Here is a 20,673-nt window from a genome sequence, read left to right as displayed (position 1 = left end):
GATTAAAAGTTGACATTTAAACCAATAGAAAAGTTGCGTGTAGGAGGAACTCCTAAGGCATCATTTCCATAGAAACGAGCGTCTAAACTCGGACTTACGCTAGGATCCCAGCCCGAATATTTTGTTAGTAGTAGCAAGTTTGTTCCTTGAACGTAAACGCGAAGTCCTTTGATTTTTAGGCGATCCAATACCTTTTGGTCAAAGTGGTAGCTCAACGTGGCAGATTGAATTTTGAAGTAGGAACCATCTTCTAGCCAACGATCGGAATTTCTGTTGTTATTGGTATCGCCCATCAAAGCTCTCGGATAGCGATCGGTAGAACCAGGACCTGTCCAACGATTGTCATAGTATTCATCTAAAATAGGGAAGCGATCTCCTAGTTTTCCTAAAACTCCCGGCTTCCATCCAGCATAAACATCATTGCCATAAGAAAAAGTCGTCAGGATATCGAATTGGAAATTCTTGTATCTAAAGCTGTTGTTCCATCCTCCAAAAAAATCTGGATTAGAACTGCCGATAACCTCTCTGTCGTTGTCGTTGATGATGTTATTTCCATCTCTATCTCTCCATTTTACATCCCCAGCACGAACACCGCGTTCATATTGTTCTTGTGGTACTTCGCCATCGTATTGGTAAATGCCCTCTTGAACAAATAGATAGAAAGCACCAATATCCTTTCCTACTTGTAAGGCGCGATTGCCACCTATGGATAAAGGCTCTCCTTTGTTGTCAATTAGTTGTGTGATTTTGTTTTTATTCGTAGCAATATTGAAATTGGATTGCCATTGAAAATCGTTGAACGTTAAATCGGTTCCTACCGCTATTTCAATTCCTTTGTTTTCCATAGAACCAATATTGGTCAAGATACTCGACATCCCTGAAGTTGCGTGTATAGGCATAGAATACAGTAAGTTGTTGGTTTTCTTCTTATACATATCCATGCTAAAGGTCAATTGTCTATTGAAAAAGGCTAGATCCATACCAAAGTTTGTCTGGTTGGCCTTTTCCCAAGTCAAGGTGTTATTTCCAAAACTAGAAACTGAAATTCCACTTTCTAAACCATAATCATTTCCTCCAGAAAGCAATGATAAATAACCGTAGTTGTTGATTCCCTCTTGATTTCCAGTACTACCATAACTCAATCTTAATTTTGCATCAATTCCCATTTCTTGCATAAAATCCTCCTGGTCGATGTTCCATCCTAAGGATACAGAAGGAAACCAGCCCCAACGGGTATCAGGAGCAAATTTGGAAGAACCATCCGTTCGAATAGAGGCATTCAAAATATATTTGCTTTTATAGTCTAAGGTAACCCTAGAAAAATACGACTCCATCGCATATTCCGTGACATAACCCGTTGCGCCTGTAATTTCAGAGGCCACATTGATCACATCAAAAGAAGGAGAAGGGAAACCACGTCCGTCAATTCCTGTTGTATTGTTGGTTACTTTTTGGAAGGTATGCCCAGCCATAGCCGTTAAACCAAAATCATTAAAATGCTGGTTGTAGGTTAAAACATTTTCCGTTTCTAGATTTAAAATGGTTCGTTTAGAATCTACTAAACGCCCCACCCCAGTACCATAAGGATGCTTCTCGTTGTAGTACAAATAATCATACGTATAGTTGAAATCGGTATTGATACTATTGCGAAACGTAAGGTTGGGAAGAATTTGAATATCCGCATAGATATTTCCAATGTAGCGAAACAGATCCAAATAGGTTTTTTGCTCGTTGAGGATTTGAATAGGATTGTGTCGAAGTAATTCTTCTGTACCACCTATGTAGTAATCGCCATTGGGTTTGTAAGGACGATCAAAAGGACGTTGTTCAATGGCTCTCGCAATAATTGTAGTTCCCAAATTCGGACCCGGTACTTGATTGTTGCGAACATAAGATAAGTTGTTATTCGTACCAATGGTTAACCAAGGCGTAACTTCCGTTTGCAACTTTGTATTTAAGTTATACCGCTTCATGCTGTTGGTTTTGATTACCCCATCTTGTTGTAAGTAAGAAGCACCAAGGTAATAGGTTGTCTTTTCAGAACCTCCTGAAAAAGAGAGGTCAACATCTGTAAATGTTCCTCTTTGGGTGATTAAATCCAACCAATTGGTGTCGGGTAAATTGCCAAAAGGATTGCTAATCGGACTTTTGTAATCTTTGTCGCCAACTTGTAAGTTATATTGCTTGTTGTAGTTGGATACCCCTTCGTTGTATTGCGCGATGTATTTGTCTGAATTAGTAATTTTGAGTTTGTTTTTATTGGCAAATTCAGAAATTCCCGTATTAATATTAAAACGAACGTTACTGCTGTTCTTCTTACCTGATTTTGTGGTAATGATAATCACTCCATTGTTGGCACGTGAACCATAGATAGCGGCAGCAGCAGCGTCTTTCAACACTTCAATTGATTCGATGTCTTTCATGTTGATGGTATTCAACGAACTCATTCCTTCCCCCATATTAAACAATTCAGCTGATGGATTGTACAACGGAATACCGTCAACAACATACAAAGGCTCGTTGCTTGCACTAATAGATGAAATTCCACGAATGGAAACGCGTTCTCCCGTTCCTAAGTTCCCTGAACTCGTATTGACACTAACTCCCGCCATTTTTCCTTGTAGTAATTCAACGGGAGACGCCACCGTGCGCATATTCTCATTGGTGACACTCATTTTGTCAATGGCGGTCGTGACCAATCGTTTTTGTTGGGTACCATATCCCACAATAATGATTTCATCCAAATCATTGGTACTTTCACCTAACTGGATTGTCATCTTGTTTTTAGCCACTAGGACTTGTGGTGTATAACCAACAAAAGAGACGTGTAAATTATCTTTTCCAATTATCGCTTTGATGCTAAAGTTTCCATCAACATCACTTAATGTACTCGCTGTTCCACCTTGCACTTGAATAATAGCGCCAGGTAACGCTTCTCCATTTGAATCCACTACTTTTCCCGTAATCGTTTGTGCCGCTTGTGCTGTGATTTGCGAGCGTTGAGCTTCGCGTTTGAAGGAAATTAAATTGTTGTTGATGCGATAAGCCGTTGTGGTTTCCTTAGCAATGACATCCAATACATTTTTGAGTTCAGCCGTGGTGTTTGAAAAGGAGATAACAGTATTGGTATCGACCATCTCAGAAGAAAAAACAACTTTATAGGAAGTTTGCTCTTCAATGGCTTTAAAAACATGGCCTACATTCGTTTTCTTAGCGGCCAATACAATATTCATCGTTGTTGCACTATGCAGGTGATCTTGACTGAAGGCATAGTTGTATTGAGAACCTAGAAGAATACAACAAGCGATGTACAGGCGTATTCGCATACGCAGTTTAGTGTTGTTAATCATGTGTGTTTGCTTCGTTTATAGTTATTAAATTGTTTTGTTGGCTATAGCGTAAATTGTTGATAAAGCAAAAGCTATCGAGGATATCTTGTAAATTACTATTGCGGTAATCTCCTGTTATTTTGATGCGTTGTATCGCTTTGCTTTCAGATTGGATAAGGATGTCAAATTCGCCTTCAATACTGGCTTTCCAATGCGCAAAAGAAGCATTCAACATGTTTAGCGAGGAATTCCAAGAAGACATTCGATCCTGCTGCGCATTGTATTTTTGAAGCTTGTGATTTTCAAAACGCGCCGATTCTTGGGGTTGAAGAATAACATAGTCTGTATGCGCTTTCGTTTGCACTTTTACTTTTCCAGTGTGCACGGCAATGGAGGTCCTAGTTAAATCTTCCTCAACAAGAAAAGAAGTACCCAAAACAGACGTTTCCAAATCAGCAGTGAGAACCGTAAAAGCAAGTTGTTTGTTTTTGCTGATAGCAAAAAAAGCCTTTCCCTTCAGCTGAACTTGACGATCCGTTTGGTTATACGCCTTAGAAACGATTAATTCACTACCGGGAAATAACGTAACTTGAGATTGATCTGCTAGGGTGATGATTTGGCGATCACCTGTTGAGGTATAGGTTTGAGAAGAGTCAGTTAACGTATAGTACCCTAAGGTGCCGAGTGCAATGAAAAAGAATAAACTACCTAGGATCAAGGTGTTTTGTTTCTTTTTTTTTCGTCTTTTCTTTGCTGAAGTATGGGCGAGAATAGAGCGATAAACGTTGTTTTTTAGAGAGGTGTTTTGCTGGACTTCCACTAGTGGAATACCTTCCTCATTCATTTTTTGTGCAAAAGATTCGACGGCCTCTTTTTCCTGAGTAGAGGCTGAATCCTGTAGGTATTGTTCTAAAATAGTTTTGAACTTTTTCTCCATTGTTTTGGTCTTATATAGGAAAGAGCACAAAACAGGAGCATGCCCCTATGTTAAAAAACAAGGGTAACGATTTCTTAATTTACATTACAATTTGGTAATAATCAGAAGTAGGGAAGAGGTAGAGTAGTAAGAAATAAAAATCTAAGGTATAAGGCAAGGTTGATTTTAAGGTTTTCAATGCCTTGGATATTTGATTCTCAACCGTGCTTTCTGAAATGGATAGTTTAGAGGCGATTTCCTTGTAATTCTGATGACTGTAGAAGCGAAGGTTGAAAATCTCTAAACATCGTGTAGGCAATACTTCTTGAGCTTTATTGTAAATCAATTGCAACAATTGCTCTTTGAATAAACTTTCTTCCTCATTCGTTAGTAATTCGTGTTCTGTCAATACGTGATAAACCGATTCGAGTTGTATAGTATTGAATGGAACTTTCTTGAGGTAATAGAGGCTTTTGTTTTTTACCGCTGTGATTAAGTACGCCTTGCTATTGTCAATAGTTAAGCTATCAAAGTTGTCCCAAATGGAAATAAAAACATCTTGAACCACATCCGAAGCCAAGGTCTGATCTCTTAGTATATTATACGAATATTGGTATAAAACGTCCCAATGTAAATTGTAATGGGTGTTAATCCATTTGTCTTTTGCTGTATTCATACGAATCAATTATTTTAGGCTAAAGTAAGGTTTGTAGCCTATTCTAATATTAAGCCAATATTAAAGCACCGTTATATAAATGAAGGAAATAAGGACGAAAAAATAGAGAAGTAAGTAAAACAGCAAAAAAAAACGAGTTACCTTGTCGCTTTAAATACAAGTACATGAAAAATCCATCCACCTATCAAGCACCAACGTATTTGTCTTCTTTTATAACTTATGATACATCAAGGTATTTTCAAGAGATGATCGCTATTGAATGGCGCGGACAAATTCAATCTTCTACTCAAGGAAGACGGTTTAAAATTTATTACTGTGGCGAATATGCCGCGGATATTAATCTCTTGGTTGACCAGGATGATTTTCCCGTTGTTGTCTATGCAGAAGATGTAGAAACGCAAGAGCGCATCTTGCTCTTTGATTATGCCAAACACGGCTATAATGCAATGTTTTGCGATGAATACGAGGAAGAAGTACTTCAAGCAAGAGAAGGGAAAGTACAAGAATTAATTTTAAATGGAGAAAATGTATTTGAAGTCCTCGTTTATGCGTATCACAATATCGATTATGACGATGAAATGGAAGAATTCTTAAATGAAGAAAATGAAATCGAATTGCTATCTGGCGAAATTATTACGGAGAATGAGTTAAAGCGCAATGGATTTGATTTTTTTGGGATGGATGTTATCGATTCAAACGGAAATCGACAAACCCTTGTAGAGTTTGAATTGGCCTAACTAACCGATAATACGAAGAGAAAAGAAAGGGAAGCTTTAAAAAAAACACAGTAAAATTCACACTTACAAGATTATTTTTAAAAAAGACTATTTTTCCTGCTTTTGCTTTTTGTGACTTAAGGAGTTAAGTAGTATCTTTGGCGCTTCAAAGTATTAAATAATACCGATATGTTTGATAATTTAAGCGATAAATTAGATAAAGCCTTTCATATTCTTAAGGGACATGGTAAAATTACTGAGGTAAACGTTGCAGATACCTTAAAAGAGGTGCGTAGAGCCCTTTTGGATGCCGACGTTAACTTTAAGATTGCCAAGGATTTTACGAGTAAAGTAAAAGATAAAGCCCTAGGACAAGATGTATTGACTACGCTTCAACCCGGCCAATTAATGATTAAGATCGTAAAAGACGAACTTACAGAATTAATGGGAGGAGAAGCTGCTGGAATCAACTTATCTGGAACTCCTTCTGTAATTTTAATGTCTGGTTTACAAGGATCGGGTAAAACCACCTTTTCTGGTAAATTGGCCAACTTCTTACAAACAAAAAAGAATAAAAAACCTTTATTAGTAGCGTGTGACGTATACCGTCCTGCGGCTATTAATCAGTTACACGTTGTTGGAGAACAATTGGGTGTTGAGGTATATTCTGAAGAAGGAAATAATAATCCGGTTCAAATTGCTGAAAATGCAATCAAGCATGCAAAAGCAAATGGATTCAACGTAGTTATCGTCGATACGGCAGGTCGTTTGGCTGTGGACGAGGAGATGATGACTGAAATTGCCAATATTCACAAAGCAATTACACCACACGAAACCTTATTCGTTGTGGATTCCATGACGGGACAAGATGCCGTAAATACAGCAAAAGCATTTAACGATCGTTTGAATTTTGACGGGGTAATCCTAACGAAATTAGACGGGGATACACGAGGTGGAGCTGCCATTTCAATTAAATCAGTCGTAAACAAACCAATTAAATTTATTGGTACAGGAGAGAAAATGGATGCAATAGACATTTTCTACCCGGATCGTATGGCGGATCGTATCTTAGGGATGGGAGACGTTATTTCCTTAGTTGAGCGTGCACAAGCACAATACGACGAAGAAGAAGCGCGTAAAATCCAAAAGAAAATTGCGAAAAACGAGTTCGGATTTGACGATTTCTTGTCGCAAATTCAACAAGTGAAAAAAATGGGTAGCATGAAAGACTTAGTAGGCATGTTACCAGGAGTTGGAAAAGCGTTGAAAGACGTAGAAATCGAAGATGACGCCTTCAAGCACATCGAAGCGATTATCCACTCGATGACACCCAAAGAAAGAGCTACACCTTCAGTCTTAGACGCAAAACGAAAACAGCGAATTGCCAAAGGATCTGGAACGGATATTCAACAGGTAAATCAATTGTTGAAACAGTTCGATCAAATGAGTAAAATGATGAAGATGATGCAAGGAGCGAAAGGAAAGAATTTGATGCGCATGATGGGACAAATGAAAGGAATGCAATAAAAATACAAAAGAAGGTTTAAGGTTCAACGCGAAGTTTAAACCTTCTTTATTTTACATACAACAACACACTAATTAGTACGATTTAATGCAACTACTAGACGGAAAAAAGGTATCGGAAGATATCAAGAATGAAATCGCTGTGGAGGTTCAACAAATGAAAGCTCGCGGTGAAAAAGTACCTCATTTAGCAGCAGTGCTTGTGGGAAGCAACGGAGCAAGTTTAACTTACGTAGGAAGTAAGGTAAAATCATGTGAGCAAATTGGATTTGAATCTACTTTGGTTGCTTTACCTGAAGAAACAACAGAAGCTGAATTATTGGCAAAAATCAAAGAATTGAACGCTGATCCTGCGATTGATGGGTATATCGTTCAATTGCCATTACCGAAACACATTGACGAACAAAAAATCTTAATGGCTGTAGATGCAGATAAAGATGTCGATGGATTTCACCCCACCAACTTTGGTAAAATGGCCTTAGAAATGGAAACATTTTTACCCGCTACACCTTACGGAATTATGGAATTACTTGAGCGTTACAAAGTGGAAACCGCAGGTAAAAACGTAGTGGTAATCGGTCGTTCACATATTGTAGGACGTCCAATGAGTATCCTATTGAGCAGAAAAGGATACCCTGGAGATGCAACAGTAACTTTAACACACAGTCGTACCAAAGATATCGCCGCTATTACAAGAGAAGCAGATATCATTATCTCGGCTTTAGGTGTACCTTATTTCTTAAAAGCAGATATGGTAAAAGACGGAGTAACGGTAGTTGACGTGGGAATCACACGCGTACCAGATGCAAACGCTCCAAGAGGATATGTAATCGCTGGAGATGTGGATTTTGATGAGGTAAGCAAAAAAGCAGCGTTCATCACTCCAGTACCAGGCGGAGTTGGTCCAATGACCATTGCCATGTTATTGAAAAATACACTTTTAGCTCGTTCAAGAAGAGCGAAAAAAGGAGAATAATAAATAATACTGAAAAAGGCGCATCGTGGATGCGCCTTTTTTGTACAGTTTATTTTTTAACCGAATTTCGCAACAACTTCCTCCCACGAATTTAGTCGATTCGGATAGTTAATTTTAGCATTGTGATAAGCCGTAAATAAAAAACCGCTAGAACCAAATGCAAGCAGATTTTCTGTCATATCATCTAGCAAGTAATCGGCCTTAATCAACGATTTATTGGCACAAAAAATCAGTTTGTTTAGTGTGATTTCAGGAAAGTTTTTCTCTATAAAGGTACATCTTGAAGGAAGAGAATTTGGGAATTCGAGCGCAGCTGAAACAATATAGATGTCATATTTTTCTGAAAGGATAGCGATACCTTCTTGTGCCCCTTGTATAACAGAGACTTCTTGATAAAACGTTTCGCTATTTTGTAGTTGCTTGATAAAAGGGATGTGAGAAGGAGGTAAGCACTCGTAAATGGTTTTTCCAAAAAGACCCGATTTATTCCAAGTAGTGTGATGTGCTTTATTATAGTGCTCTAATACCAAGGACATTGAATCTGCAAGAACTTCATCCATATCAATAGCTAGCACAGGTTTTTTTAAAATATCTCTTTCATTCATTATCTCGCTGTTTAAATATTTTTATTAAAAATAATTCATTTAGTGTATATGAAATACTATTTAAAATTGATTTAATTTAATTTTAACCCAATAGTCTGACATAAAAAATATAGGTTATTGTTAATAAACAAAAGACATTAGTTTTATTATTCAGTTTTATAGAAAGATATCCGGTTTAAACCAAATAGGATAATAACTCTAATAATGATAATAGAACCTGCTCTTTTAGTGTAGAATATTACCTATTCGAGTTGTATCTTTATCTTTTATACCAAAAACCATGAAAAGCGAAAAGGTAAAATGGGCAGCTTTAGTTCCCGAATTAGTTGTATCAGATCTAACCGCTAGTTTGCAATTCTGGTGTGACTATCTTGGGTTTACCATTTTATACGATCGCCCCGAAGAATCCTTTGCCTATTTGACTTTAGGAGAAGCCCAAGTGATGCTCGAACAATACGATCCAACCGACCGCAGTTGGGAAACAGGTTTTATGGAAAAACCCTATGGAAGAGGTATCAATTTTCAAATTGAAGTAGAAGCAGTTGAACTTATTCTAAATCGACTGCAACAAGTCAATTATCCGTTGTTCATTCCAGTAGAAGAACGGTGGTACAGAGCCGATGATATTGAATTCGGACAGAAACAATTTCTAGTGCAAGACCCCGATGGGTATTTGGTGCGTTTAATCGAAGACTTAGGAGAACGCCAAGTGAAAAACTAAATGTTCTTGTATAGCTTAATTACTTCTTTGATTCAGAATATGGCTTTATAATTTCTTTACCCGAACTGATTTTTATTGTATGATATATGATTCATAATATATATGTTTTAGGTTTTGTGCATTATATTTCGTACATTAGTTATGTAATAATATAATGTATGATATTTCATTCGTTATAGGATAAAAATGAGTATTATGAATGATATAGTAAACATTGATTTGCTTTCTGATAAAGCGATTATGAAAAGAATAGGTTTATTCATTCAACAAACGCGAATTGATCAAAACCAAACGCAAGCTGAAGTAGCTACTCAAGCGGCTATTAGTCGTTCTACACTGAGTTTAATAGAACGTGGAGATAATATATCGCTAACAAACTTAATTAAAATCCTCCGTACGTTAAACGCCTTGTATGTGTTGAAATCATTTGAAGTGATTGAAGAACTAAGTCCGTTGAAGTTAGCAAAAGGGGAAATAAAAAGGCGAAAACGCGCATCGAAAATACAAGAAGAAAACCCGAATAATACTGATTTAGGATGGTAACTACCGCTTTTGTTTCCGTGTATGGACAGCGTGTAGGGGCTGTAGCCTGGGATCCAGAAAGAGCGATGGCTCTTTTTGAATATGATCCCAAATTCAATTTGGAACAACTTCCCATAGCTCCGATCAAAATGCCTGTTAAAAATAAGATTTACAGCTTTCCTGAATTTAGAGACAATGAAACCTTCAAAGGTATGCCTGGTTTATTAGCAGATGCCTTACCCGATCGTTACGGGAAAGAGTTAATCAACGCTTGGTTAGCTAGACAAGGGCGTCCAGATAATAGTTTAAATCCGGTAGAATTATTGTGTTTTATTGGAAAACGTGGGATGGGAGCTTTGGAGTTTGAACCCGTCTTAACAAAAGAAGTTCCTTCTTATGAGGTGGAATTAACAGAATTAATTGAAACCACTAAAGCACTGTTAGCGAAGAAGGAAAATATCGTTCTCACTACCAAACAGAAGATGGAAGATGTGATGATGGATATATTGAAAATGGGTACATCTGCTGGAGGAGCCCGCCCTAAGGCTATTATTGCCTATAATGAAAAAACAGGGCAAATTAAATCAGGGCAGACTTTGGTTGATGAAGGTTTTGAACATTGGTTGATTAAATTTGATGAGGTTAGTGATGTACAATTCGGTACATCAACAGGTTATGGACGCATAGAAATGGCCTATTACAAAATGGCAACTGATTTTGGGATTGAAATGATGGAATCGAGATTGATTGAAGAAAATAAGCGCGTACATTTTATGACCAAACGCTTCGATCGTCTCGAGGGAAATCAAAAGATTCACAGTCAAACGCTTTGTGCGTTGCAACATTACGATTTTGCCAATATTACCTCGTATAGCTATGAACAGGTTTTTCAAACCATGCGACAATTGAGATTGTCTTATGTGGAAGCAGAACAAATGTTTAAGCGAATGGTATTTAATGTGTTGGCGCGAAACTGCGATGATCACACCAAAAATTTTTCTTTTTTGATGACAAAAGAAGGCAAATGGAAGTTAGCACCTGCTTATGATATTTGCTTCGCTTATCGCCCTGATAGTACTTGGGTCAGTCAACATAATCTAAGTATCAACGGAAAGAGAAAAAATATCACGCGAGAAGATTTTTTGCGCGTTGCAGAACAAAATTCAATTCGCAACCCAAATGAAGTGATTAATTCCTGTTTAGCGGTAACAAGCCAATGGAGAACCTATGCTTCTGCTTATCAAGTAGAGCAAGAAAAAATGACCGCGATTGAACAAATACTGATTCAAATGTTAGATTAGTGGTGACCAGGTAAATGAGATTTTTACAGCAAGAAGCCGCTTGTTTTTATAGGAAATATCCATAATTGTAGTGATAGGCATGGATACAAATAATAGTACCTTTCCACTATAAAAAAAGTCAGTATGAAACTAGGAGATAGCAATACAACAGCCCTTCAACAAGAATGGCTAGCAAAAGGAGAGCAATATGCCAAGGGAATCAATGAGATGGTTGCTTTTGGAAAGGAACATGGATGGGAAAATTGGAAAGGCGAAGAACCCGAAGATAAAAGAGATCATTTAGGTCAAGCGATTCTCGATTTACTAAAACAAGCCAATGCAGAAGGAAATGTAGAAGAATTTAGAGCGGCATTTCCACCCGCTTATCCGCCGTTCATTCCATTCTTAGAGGAAAAATCACAATACATAGGAGATTTAGTAGCCATTGAGGCAAACAGCGTTGCCTTTTTAGCAGGTACTTCGTATGAAACGCGTACCGCTTATTTGCTTTCCGGTACAACGGTTCACGTATTGGATGAGTCCATTAAAGGATTAGGAAAGTCGATGCGCAATGGCGTATTTGCAATCGCTTATGCGGATACCCTTGTTACATACCAAGGATGGAATGGTCCTGAAATTGCCACCTTTCAGTTGGGAGAATTAGCGAATTTGGGGATTTCTAAATTAATTCCCTTTAACGATGGAAAACGCGTTTTGTTTGTAACATCAGAAGGAGTGTACCTGTTGGAAGAGCAACAACAACAATTGATTCATCCTGTTTTATCCGAAGAGGAACAAAAGGAAGCGGAAGAAGAAGGGTACGATTTCTATATTGATATGGAAAATGCAACCCTGTCTCACGATAATACTTATATTGTTGTTGGAGATCAAGATCGCGATCACCGCATTTTACACGTAGATGGAAAGGAAATAGGAAGCGTAGGACCGCAATCGTCTTATCCTCATTTTTGTTTGTTTTCGAAAGACGATCAACAGTTAATTACCAATTCTTGTCACTTCTACAATGGGGTAACCATTGGAGTAGATGCTTCGAAACTAGAAGGCATGCAAGTAGAAGCCTATGAAGAAAGCGATGATTTTATCTGCATGGATGAAGGGATGCGCGTGTATCAAGGGGTTGCCGTAAACGATTATTACGTTTTGGGTGATGCCTATGGTTATATTCGCTTTATCAATCAAGCAGGAGAAGATATCGGACAATTTTTTGTTGGTGGAACCATTAGTGGAATTGCAGTTTCAGAAGATGAGACAGTACTGTGGGTAGGAACCTATTCAGGTGCTTTACATAAATTAGAACTAGACAAAGCCATACGCGATACACATACCATCGGAACTCGTCCGTTGTACGAGCAATTCCGTTTGCTTATATGGAAAGACGAACCACAAGTGTGGCGTTGGTAAAAAAAGAAGAAAGATAAAGATGCAAGAGAATCATGTAGAAGTGCTGTTAACTCACTTAAAGCAGACTATTGTTTTAAATGAACAAGAAATACAGCGAATTAGCGAGGTAGTAGAGCTTGTATCGCTCAAGCGAAAAGAACTGCTATTACAGCCAGGACAATTATCACAACATATGCGATTTATTGCGCAAGGAAGTGCGCGTTGTTATTATCTCGATGAAAATTCACAAGAACACACCCTGCAAATCGGAATCGAAGAGTGGTGGATCAATGACTTATACAGCTTTTTGACTCAAAGAGAATCCAAACTGTTTATTCAAGCCATCGAACCCGCTGTGATTGTTCAAATTAGTAGAGAAAATCTCGAGCAATTGTACACTGAAATTCCCGCTATTTCTACCTTCTTTCGATTAAAAATACAAAGTGCTTATGTCGCCCTACAAGAGCGAACGATTGAAAACATGAGCACCGATGTTTATACGCGTTATCAGCGATTTATCAAAGAATACCGCAACATCGAACAACGGGTGCCCCAATATATGATTGCTTCATACTTGGGCGTAACCCCCGAATTTTTGAGTTACCTCAAGAAAAAACACCTAGACAGTCTTTCTTAAGATATCTTAAGAACCACCTTTGAGCGAGCGAATACATTTGTCCTATGAAAGTAAATAAGCATAGACAAATGAAATTCGCTCGTTTTTTTATGGTCCTAATCGGACTCTTACCTCTTGTTGTTTTTGGACAAAAAACAACCTTTACTCCCGATATGATGGTCGGAAATAGAGCTTATGGATACACGCATACCCTGAACCATCAACTATCAGATAAAATTACCTTGCAAAACCTCGTTTTATTCGATTCAGAATACCAAGACGACAAGCACAATATCTTTTTTATCCGCAATACCATCGCCTATAAATTACCTAAAAACTTCATTTTAAATGCAGGTTTTGGCGTAAAGAATCCCGGGAAATTTGCCAGTGTTTACCTCCAATACCAATGGAAGGAAAACGACTTTCAGTTGGTGTACGGCATAGGGACAACCTATCAAAAAGGATTCACCTTAGAACAGTCTTTGTTAGTAGAATACACACCAAAATTAACCGAAAAATGGCAGGGATTACTTCGTTTATCTGCGGTAGGAAATGTTAATCGACAGGAATACACTCGTGGATTTCAACACCTTCGAATGGGAGTGAAAAAAGATAATCTTTCACTGGGATTGGCTGTCAATTTGGAACAGTTTAATATGAGCTGGAATCACTTCGAAAATTACGGCGTTTTTGTAAAAGTTAATTTATAAATAGAAATAAGATGAATAGAAAAGTAGACACAGGTCTTTTGATTAGTAGAATTGCCATTGGATTTCCCATGTTGTTTTACGGAATTGGCAAAATGATCCACGGCATTGGTTTTATCCAACAAACTTTGGTTGATAAAGGATTACCCGCTTTTTTGGGTTATGGAGTGTACGTAGGGGAAGTGATAGCTCCCATTTTATTGCTTTTAGGATGGAGAACGCGTTTGGCGGGTGCTGTTTTTGCGATAAATTGTGTGACGGCCATTTTATTAGTGCAAAGCGCAGCCATCTTTAGCCTAAATGAAAATGGCGGTTGGCAAATCGAGCTCTTAATGCTTTATGCTTTAGTTGCCCTTAGTTTGTTTTTTACTGGTGGAGGGAAATACGCATTATCGACAACCCATCAATGGGATTAACAAAAGCTTCTGGAAAGAAGCTTTTGTTGTGAACTACAAGTAGAGGAAATAAAAAGGAACAGCAAGCCATTTCTTTTATTCTCCAAGCAAAGTCCACTAGCATTATTGTGTATATTTGTTAACCGGTACGAATCAAACCAATTGCAAAACGATAACAGATGGAAATTTACGCTAAGAGACACGCTCTTTTTCAAGATAAATACAATGAAATTAGAAAAAAATACAAATTAGTAGGTGCCTTGCGTTTACTTGCCTTTTTGGGAATTGTTTATTGTTTTTATTTGTCCGTTTCTCGTGCGGATTACCAGTATTTGTATGTAACAGGCGGTTTGGTTGTTGTATTCCTTGTTTTCTTGCGTATCCACGCTTCTTACTCGTGGAAAATGCGTTATGCCGAAGCTTTAATGCAGATTAACCAAGAAGAAGATGTTTTTCTGAAAAAAGATCAATGGGTTTTTGAAGATGGAGCCGAATTTCATACGCCTGATCATCCCTATACCTTTGACTTGGATATTTTTGGACCTAAATCCATCTACCAATACCTCAATAGAACCGCCTCCTATAAAGGAAAGGAATATTTAGCTACGCTTTTAAAAAGCAGAGGTAATAAGCAAGATATCCTTAAGAATCAGGAAGTGATTAAAGAATTATCTCAGAAAGTAGAATGGCGACAAGAGATTTACGCCTATAGTAAATTATCCAATCTAAACAAAGAAGCGTATGAGCGATTGAAAACCTGGAGTGAATCCAAGGTTAAGGAACTAAGTAAAGTTTCTTTAGTTTTAGCCTATGTATTGCCTTTGATTTTTGTTATCGCTTCTATCGGATTTTTTATTGATTCGACCAATATCGTTTGGGGGTACATCGCTTCAACTGTTTTCTCCTTTAACTTAATCAGTGCACTTTCTAAAGTACGAACGATTCAAATTGAACTAGGAGGAGTTGAAAAAATACACGAAACCATTGAGAGTTATAGCTCCATCATCAAGCGAATCGAAAAAGAAGAATTCGCTACGGAACGCATGAAAGCCTATTTGAAAGAAATTAAAAGCGATTCTTTTAAGGCGAGTACAGAATTAAAGAAATTATCGCGCTTGTTTGAGCAATTGGAAACCGTAGCTAATTTATTTGTTTCGATTTTGTTTAATGGCTTGTTTCAGTTTCACGTACACGTGCTGCATAAGTTCTTGAAATGGAAAAAAGAAAAAGGAGGATTAGTATTAACTGTTATTGATATTGTGGGAGAGGTAGAGGCTTTTAACTCTCTTGGAAACTATTCTTATAACAACAGAAGTTATACCTTTCCTGTGTTGAATGATACCAAACAAATGTCGTTTCAAAACTTGGGACATCCCTTGCTAAATGCCAAGAAACGCGTGACGAATGACATAGATTTTTCCAATCAGCGCTTTGTAATTCTAACGGGATCGAATATGTCCGGAAAGAGTACGTTTTTGAGAACGATAGGAGTGAACCTCGTTTTAGCGGGAATCGGAGCTCCTATTTGCGCTACAAAAGCAACCTTCTTTCCGCTGCCTTTGCTGGTTTCTATGCGATTGACCGACTCTTTAGAAGACAGTGAGTCTTACTTCTATGCGGAGGTAAAACGCCTAAAAATGATTATCGAACAAGTGCAAAGCGAATCGTGTTTTGTTTTGTTGGATGAAATTTTGAGAGGAACCAATTCAGACGATAAACAAAGTGGAACCATTGGAGTAATTCTCAAGCTAATTCGCGAGCAAACCTATGGCATGATTGCTACGCACGACTTAGAAGTGTGTAATACTACCCATGATCATCCCGCTATCTTGATGAATAAGTGCTTTGAGGTAGAAATCAAGAATGATGATTTGCATTTCGATTACAAAATAAGAGATGGGATTTGCCAAAATAAAAATGCAACCTTCATTATGAAGAAAATGCAGATTATTGATAGTTAGTTATCGGTTATCAGAAATCTGATTATCAGTAGGTTTTTCTGAAATAGGTGATGTTTTCTTTAAACGATAATCGGCAAACGACAAACACCAAACATAAACTTTGCAAAAAAACAAAAAAGGCTCTCCAATACAATGAAGAGCCTTTTTTTATATCCTAATTAATTTGTTATAATTTAGAAACCAACGTATTGATTAAGTCACGAGCAATAGGTTCAGCCGCTTGTACTGCTTTTAAAACCTCGTCGTGGTTGACGTCAGCAATTCCCTCTTCATTTCCCATATCGGAAATTACAGAAATACCAAATATTTTCATGTCCATGTGACGGGCAACAATTACTTCCGGCACGGTTGACATTCCCACACAATCTCCACCTACTGCTTTTACCATTTTGTATTCTGCTAAAGTTTCGAATGTAGGGCCTTGTAAACCATAGTAAACCCCTTCTTTAATATCGTAATTTTTGGCTTGTGCAATTGTTTTGGCTTGTTCAATAATGCTCTTGGTGTACACTTCGTTCATATTGACAAAACGCGGACCAAAACGCTCGTCATTGTGACCGCGTAAAGGATGATCGGGAAAAGCGTTGATGTGATCTTTGATAATCATGATATCTCCTACTTTAAACGAAGGGTTAACTCCTCCAGAAGCATTGGAAACAATTAGCGTTTCTACACCTAAGTATTTCATTACGCGAATGGGAAATACCGTAGTTTTGATATCGTATCCTTCGTAGTAGTGAAAACGACCTTGCATAGCAACAATCTTTTTACCACCTAACGTTCCAAAAATCAAAGCCCCTTTGTGTCCTTGAACTGTCGATACTGGAAAATTGGGAATATCAGCATACGAAATCTCATGTTCGATGGCGATATCCGCGGTTAGATTACCCAATCCAGAACCTAAAACAATACCAATTTCAGGTTTAAAATTCGTTTTTTCAATGATGAACTGAACGGTTTCTTGTACTTTCTCCCACATAGTTTAAAATTTTAGTATCAAACGCTTCGCTATTGTTTAAGAAAGCAGTTTGAATAGGTAAATAAAATAATTGGCTTTCAGGAAGAAGACCTTGGAGTCGAACGTAATCCTTTTCCGTGGTGATGATTTTCTTTCCTTGTGCTTTATTCAAAATTAGTTCAAGATCTGCAGGCGAAAAATGATGATGGTCAGGAAAGGTTAAACACAATGTATCTTCTTTTTTGAGGTGATCAAAAAAGGATTGTGGTTTTGCAATGCCTGCCACTAAGATAAAGTCGTCCTGAATTAATCGAGTAACCTCCACTGAATCAGACTTTGAATATGCAATTTTACTAAAATCAATATACGTAAAAAAAGACAATTGTCCTTGCTTTAGATGTAATTCTTGTGTTATGCTTTTTTGTTTTGCTTCGCTGAGGTCTTTGGGGCATTTGGTCATCACGATGATATCAGCGCGTTTGGCTCCTTGTCTTGATTCGCGTAAATTTCCAGTAGGCAGTATAAAATCCTCAAAATACGGATCGTCATAGGTGGTGAGCAGGATGTATAATCCCCCTTGAAAAGCGAGGTGTTGAAAGGCATCATCCAACACAATTACTTCTGTATTGGGTTTGCGTTGCAAGATATTCTCAACCCCGTTCACGCGCTTAGCATCCACTGCAACGTTGATGTTGTCAAACTTACAGTGGTACTGAAAAGGTTCGTCGCCAATCTGCTCCATGGTTGTTTGGGCATCGGCCAAGAAGAATCCTTCACTCTTTCTTTTATACCCTCGACTCAAGGTAGTGGTTTGGTATTGATCTTTCAACAAGCGAATGATGTATTCCACCATGGGCGTTTTTCCCGTTCCCCCCACGCTGAGGTTTCCAACCACAATAGATGGAATAGCAAAGGAGGTACGTTTGAAGATACCTATTGTATAAAACCAATTTCGTATATTGGTAATCAAACCATACAAGATGGCAAAGGGAAAAAGAAGGATACGCAGTAATTTCATCCTACGAAAGTATCAATTTTTTACCGTTTAGAAAAAAGAGATGATTCCCTGGCTGTGTTTTTTGTTTGATGAAGTAATAAGACGTAGGGAGTAAGGGTTTATTTTAGTTTTTGTTGAACCTCTTTTATTTTCCAATGTGTATCGTTAAAGTATTTGGTATAAATTCCCAAGGCTTTGGTGTAGTTCACTTGAGCTGTTTGGGCTTGTCCCTGTTTATGAGCTAAATCACCAAAGGCAACGTGTAAATCGCCAAAGATAGGGTGATCGGCTTTGAAAAATTGCTGGTTGATTTTTAAGGCTTGATGTAATTTTGTTTGAGCCTCAGTTAATTTTCCCTCTCTTAGATTTAAAATACCGTAGTTTAAATACACTTGAGCGGTGTACGGACTTTGATCTGATACGATGTTTTGATGAATCAGTAATGATTTTCGGAAATGTTGATCCGCAGTTGAATAGTTTTTTCGATTCATCTCAACAAGTCCTAAACCATTGAGTGAGTTTGCTTTGAGCAAGGAAGTAGAAAGATTATAGCTGTCTGCAATGAGGACAACTTTTTGATATAAGGTATCCGCTGTTGTTAGGTTACCTCGATGGTATGCAACGTGGGCAGCATGGCTGTACAAAGTTGCCATATTTACCGAATTGGGAATGATGGACGTTGAAGCAATGTCAAGAGATTCATCAATTAATAGTTGTGCTTTTACAAGGTTACCCTGAAGTAAAGCTAGATCTGATAACCCCGCTAATACCAACGGAATATTATGTGTTTGCATAATTTGTCCACTGTTGTATAAATCTAAAGCGGTTTGATAGTTTTGAGCCGCAAGGGAGTAGTGGCCAAGTACTTTATTTAAATCTCCGAGAATGTTTGAATCATATGCATAAAGTTCGTTCGTTTTGCCCCTAGATTTTTCGATCACATCCAAGACTAACGTTAATTGCTCTTTCGCCTCTTCAAACTGTCCCAAAGCAAATTGAATCTGCCCTAGCACTGATTGTGCCTCAAATCCTTTTAGTTTATTGGAGGAGGGGGCTTCTTCAAAACAGCGAATACAATCTTTAATGGTTGTTTCTGCTTGTTTAAATAGGTTGGATTTAAACTGATAATAAGCGAGACTGAGCTGTATGCTACAAGATAGCGTACTATTTTTTTCAACTAGCTCTTGTGCCTTAGTAATATAGGTAAACACTTGCTGTAAACTATCGATAGCTAGGTAGTTGTAAATTTGACCTTGATAGTTGTTTAAAATAATTTTGCTGTGTTCGGGTGTTTGCTTTTCTTTGAGCAAAGCGGTATTAATCATCTCAAGGATTTGATTTGATTCGGTAAAGCCATTTTGAGCACTCACCATAAAAGCCATATTGCCAATATAAGAGGCAGAGGTTAAATCAATTTCTGTTTTATTTGTTGCTTTGCTATAATTATCAAAGGCACTAACATAGAAATAACCCGCAAGATCAATTTTATTCAATTGTCTGTAACAATGTCCAATCATGTTTAAAGCATCTGATTTTTGCTCTTGCCAGTAAATAGATTTAATCGTTGGAATTGTCAAGTATTTATAAGCTTGTACATAGTGAGAGAGGGCTTCTTTATATTGCTTAGCACTATAAAGTGTTTCAGCCTTGCAAAAATAGGCTTTAAAGAGTGTCGAATACGTTCTACTGATGGGATATAGATGCTCTTCACCTTCGTATTGGTAAAGCATTTGAATTGTTTCGATACTAATGTCTTCGATGTTGTCTTTCAGCAGCTCGTGAAAAATAAATTCTCTTGTTTGGAAATTTTGTTCTTCCATTTCTGTTTTTTCGACGAGTAGCCTGGCATATTGATTCGCTTTTAAAGCAAAGCTAATTGCAATATCACAATTGTTTTCGTCAATAGCAGCTTCTGATTCATAGGTATTGTCCATCATCAAAATATTATTGCTTATAAAAGTATTTCCATTATTTAGAGCAAGTAACACTTTTCGATAGGGCTTGAATGATTCTGGAGTGTATAAAAAAAAGGAACTGATGATCGAAATTACTAATCCTCGATAAAAAATGGATCGAATATCTGGGGCAATTGCTCCTTTTTTTCTAGCTAAAAATATATAAATGCCTAATCCAAGTGTGAAGACAATAGCAGGAATAGGTAGGTATACAAAATAGTCTGGTTGTTGTAGCTTTGTTGAAAAAGGCAAAGTAATAACAGCAGGAGCTAAGATTAATCCAGCAACTAAAGGTAGATAGGCTTCTTCCTTTGGTGTGGAATGAAACATGCTGTGTCCTCCAAAAAAATAGGAAAGTCCCAAAATCCAAATACTACAGAAAAAAAGCATGAAACTAAGGACAGAATGAGTAAAAAAA

The 20,673-nt window shown here is 37.6% G+C and carries 18 protein-coding genes; 11 read left to right on the top strand and 7 right to left on the bottom strand.

Translation table 11 applies throughout. The annotated features are described in order from the left end of the window. Positions 1-2: 2 nt before the first annotated feature. The 3 genes from FBR08_RS02130 to FBR08_RS02120 form a co-directional block, all read right to left on the bottom strand. Positions 3-3,350 carry a SusC/RagA family TonB-linked outer membrane protein gene (locus FBR08_RS02130; RefSeq protein WP_158961191.1) on the bottom strand — a complete coding sequence of 1,116 codons (3,348 nt, stop codon included), beginning with the start codon at positions 3,348-3,350 and terminating at the stop codon, positions 3-5. Further along, positions 3,343-4,266, bottom strand: a complete 924-nt coding sequence (locus FBR08_RS02125) for a FecR family protein (protein ID WP_158961190.1) — start codon at positions 4,264-4,266, stop codon at positions 3,343-3,345. Before FBR08_RS02125 ends, FBR08_RS02130 begins: the two co-directional genes overlap by 8 nt. A 79-nt stretch (positions 4,267-4,345) precedes the next feature. Beyond that, positions 4,346-4,921, bottom strand: coding sequence for a sigma-70 family RNA polymerase sigma factor (locus tag FBR08_RS02120; protein ID WP_158961189.1), 576 nt, complete (start codon positions 4,919-4,921; stop codon positions 4,346-4,348). Between the two features lie 164 nt (positions 4,922-5,085). Here FBR08_RS02120 and FBR08_RS02115 point away from each other — a divergent pair, with 164 nt between their 5' ends. The 3 genes from FBR08_RS02115 (at position 5,086) to FBR08_RS02105 (ending at position 8,137) form a co-directional block, all read left to right on the top strand. Further along, positions 5,086-5,658 carry a hypothetical protein gene (locus FBR08_RS02115; RefSeq protein WP_158961188.1) on the top strand — a complete coding sequence of 191 codons (573 nt, stop codon included), beginning with the start codon at positions 5,086-5,088 and terminating at the stop codon, positions 5,656-5,658. Between the two features lie 168 nt (positions 5,659-5,826). Continuing rightward, positions 5,827-7,164, top strand: a complete 1,338-nt coding sequence (gene ffh, locus FBR08_RS02110) for a signal recognition particle protein (protein WP_158961187.1) — start codon at positions 5,827-5,829, stop codon at positions 7,162-7,164. Between the two features lie 85 nt (positions 7,165-7,249). Then, a complete protein-coding gene (locus tag FBR08_RS02105) occupies positions 7,250-8,137 on the top strand; it encodes a bifunctional 5,10-methylenetetrahydrofolate dehydrogenase/5,10-methenyltetrahydrofolate cyclohydrolase (protein ID WP_158961186.1) in 888 nt (295 codons plus the stop codon). A gap of 56 nt (positions 8,138-8,193) precedes the next feature. Here FBR08_RS02105 and FBR08_RS02100 read toward each other — a convergent pair whose 3' ends face one another. Further along, positions 8,194-8,742 (bottom strand): 5' nucleotidase, NT5C type, encoded by a 549-nt coding sequence (locus FBR08_RS02100; protein ID WP_158961185.1) that lies wholly within the window; start codon positions 8,740-8,742, stop codon positions 8,194-8,196. A 280-nt stretch (positions 8,743-9,022) separates the two neighbouring features. Between FBR08_RS02100 and FBR08_RS02095 the strand changes: the two genes are divergently transcribed. From FBR08_RS02095 to FBR08_RS02060, 8 genes are all read left to right on the top strand, one after another. Then, positions 9,023-9,463, top strand: coding sequence for a bleomycin resistance protein (locus FBR08_RS02095; protein WP_158961184.1), 441 nt, complete (start codon positions 9,023-9,025; stop codon positions 9,461-9,463). A 195-nt stretch (positions 9,464-9,658) separates the two neighbouring features. After that, positions 9,659-10,006 carry a helix-turn-helix domain-containing protein gene (locus tag FBR08_RS02090; protein WP_158961183.1) on the top strand — a complete coding sequence of 116 codons (348 nt, stop codon included), beginning with the start codon at positions 9,659-9,661 and terminating at the stop codon, positions 10,004-10,006. Beyond that, entirely contained in the window at positions 10,000-11,286 is a 1,287-nt protein-coding gene (locus FBR08_RS02085; RefSeq protein ID WP_158961182.1) for a type II toxin-antitoxin system HipA family toxin, read from the top strand. The genes FBR08_RS02090 and FBR08_RS02085 overlap by 7 nt, the downstream gene beginning before the upstream one ends. 123 nt (positions 11,287-11,409) lie before the next feature. Further along, positions 11,410-12,687, top strand: a complete 1,278-nt coding sequence (locus FBR08_RS02080) for a hypothetical protein (protein WP_158961181.1) — start codon at positions 11,410-11,412, stop codon at positions 12,685-12,687. A 19-nt stretch (positions 12,688-12,706) separates the two neighbouring features. Next, positions 12,707-13,303 (top strand): Crp/Fnr family transcriptional regulator, encoded by a 597-nt coding sequence (locus FBR08_RS02075; protein ID WP_158961180.1) that lies wholly within the window; start codon positions 12,707-12,709, stop codon positions 13,301-13,303. Between the two features lie 44 nt (positions 13,304-13,347). Then, positions 13,348-13,992 carry a hypothetical protein gene (locus tag FBR08_RS02070; RefSeq protein WP_233266199.1) on the top strand — a complete coding sequence of 215 codons (645 nt, stop codon included), beginning with the start codon at positions 13,348-13,350 and terminating at the stop codon, positions 13,990-13,992. 11 nt (positions 13,993-14,003) lie between these two features. Continuing rightward, positions 14,004-14,405: a DoxX family protein gene (locus FBR08_RS02065; RefSeq protein ID WP_158961179.1), complete on the top strand. Its 402-nt coding sequence runs from the start codon at positions 14,004-14,006 to the stop codon at positions 14,403-14,405. 158 nt (positions 14,406-14,563) lie between these two features. After that, entirely contained in the window at positions 14,564-16,345 is a 1,782-nt protein-coding gene (locus FBR08_RS02060) for a MutS-related protein (RefSeq protein ID WP_158961178.1), read from the top strand. A 166-nt stretch (positions 16,346-16,511) separates the two neighbouring features. Here the strand turns inward: FBR08_RS02060 and FBR08_RS02055 are convergent, their stop codons facing one another. The 3 genes from FBR08_RS02055 to FBR08_RS02045 form a co-directional block, all read right to left on the bottom strand. Continuing rightward, entirely contained in the window at positions 16,512-17,324 is an 813-nt protein-coding gene (locus tag FBR08_RS02055; RefSeq protein ID WP_158961177.1) for a purine-nucleoside phosphorylase, read from the bottom strand. Then, positions 17,284-18,321: a tetraacyldisaccharide 4'-kinase gene (gene lpxK / locus FBR08_RS02050; RefSeq protein ID WP_158961176.1), complete on the bottom strand. Its 1,038-nt coding sequence runs from the start codon at positions 18,319-18,321 to the stop codon at positions 17,284-17,286. Before lpxK ends, FBR08_RS02055 begins: the two co-directional genes overlap by 41 nt. Before the next feature lie 98 nt (positions 18,322-18,419). Further along, a complete protein-coding gene (locus tag FBR08_RS02045) occupies positions 18,420-20,585 on the bottom strand; it encodes a tetratricopeptide repeat protein (RefSeq protein ID WP_158961175.1) in 2,166 nt (721 codons plus the stop codon). Between the last annotated feature and the right edge of the window lie 88 nt (positions 20,586-20,673).

Origin of the sequence: Myroides fluvii (assembly GCF_009792295.1) — a bacterium.
Lineage (GTDB): Bacteria > Bacteroidota > Bacteroidia > Flavobacteriales > Flavobacteriaceae > Flavobacterium > Flavobacterium fluvii_A.
The sequence above is the reverse complement of the archived record's forward strand: the minus strand, read 5'-3'. Positions and strand labels throughout refer to the sequence as shown.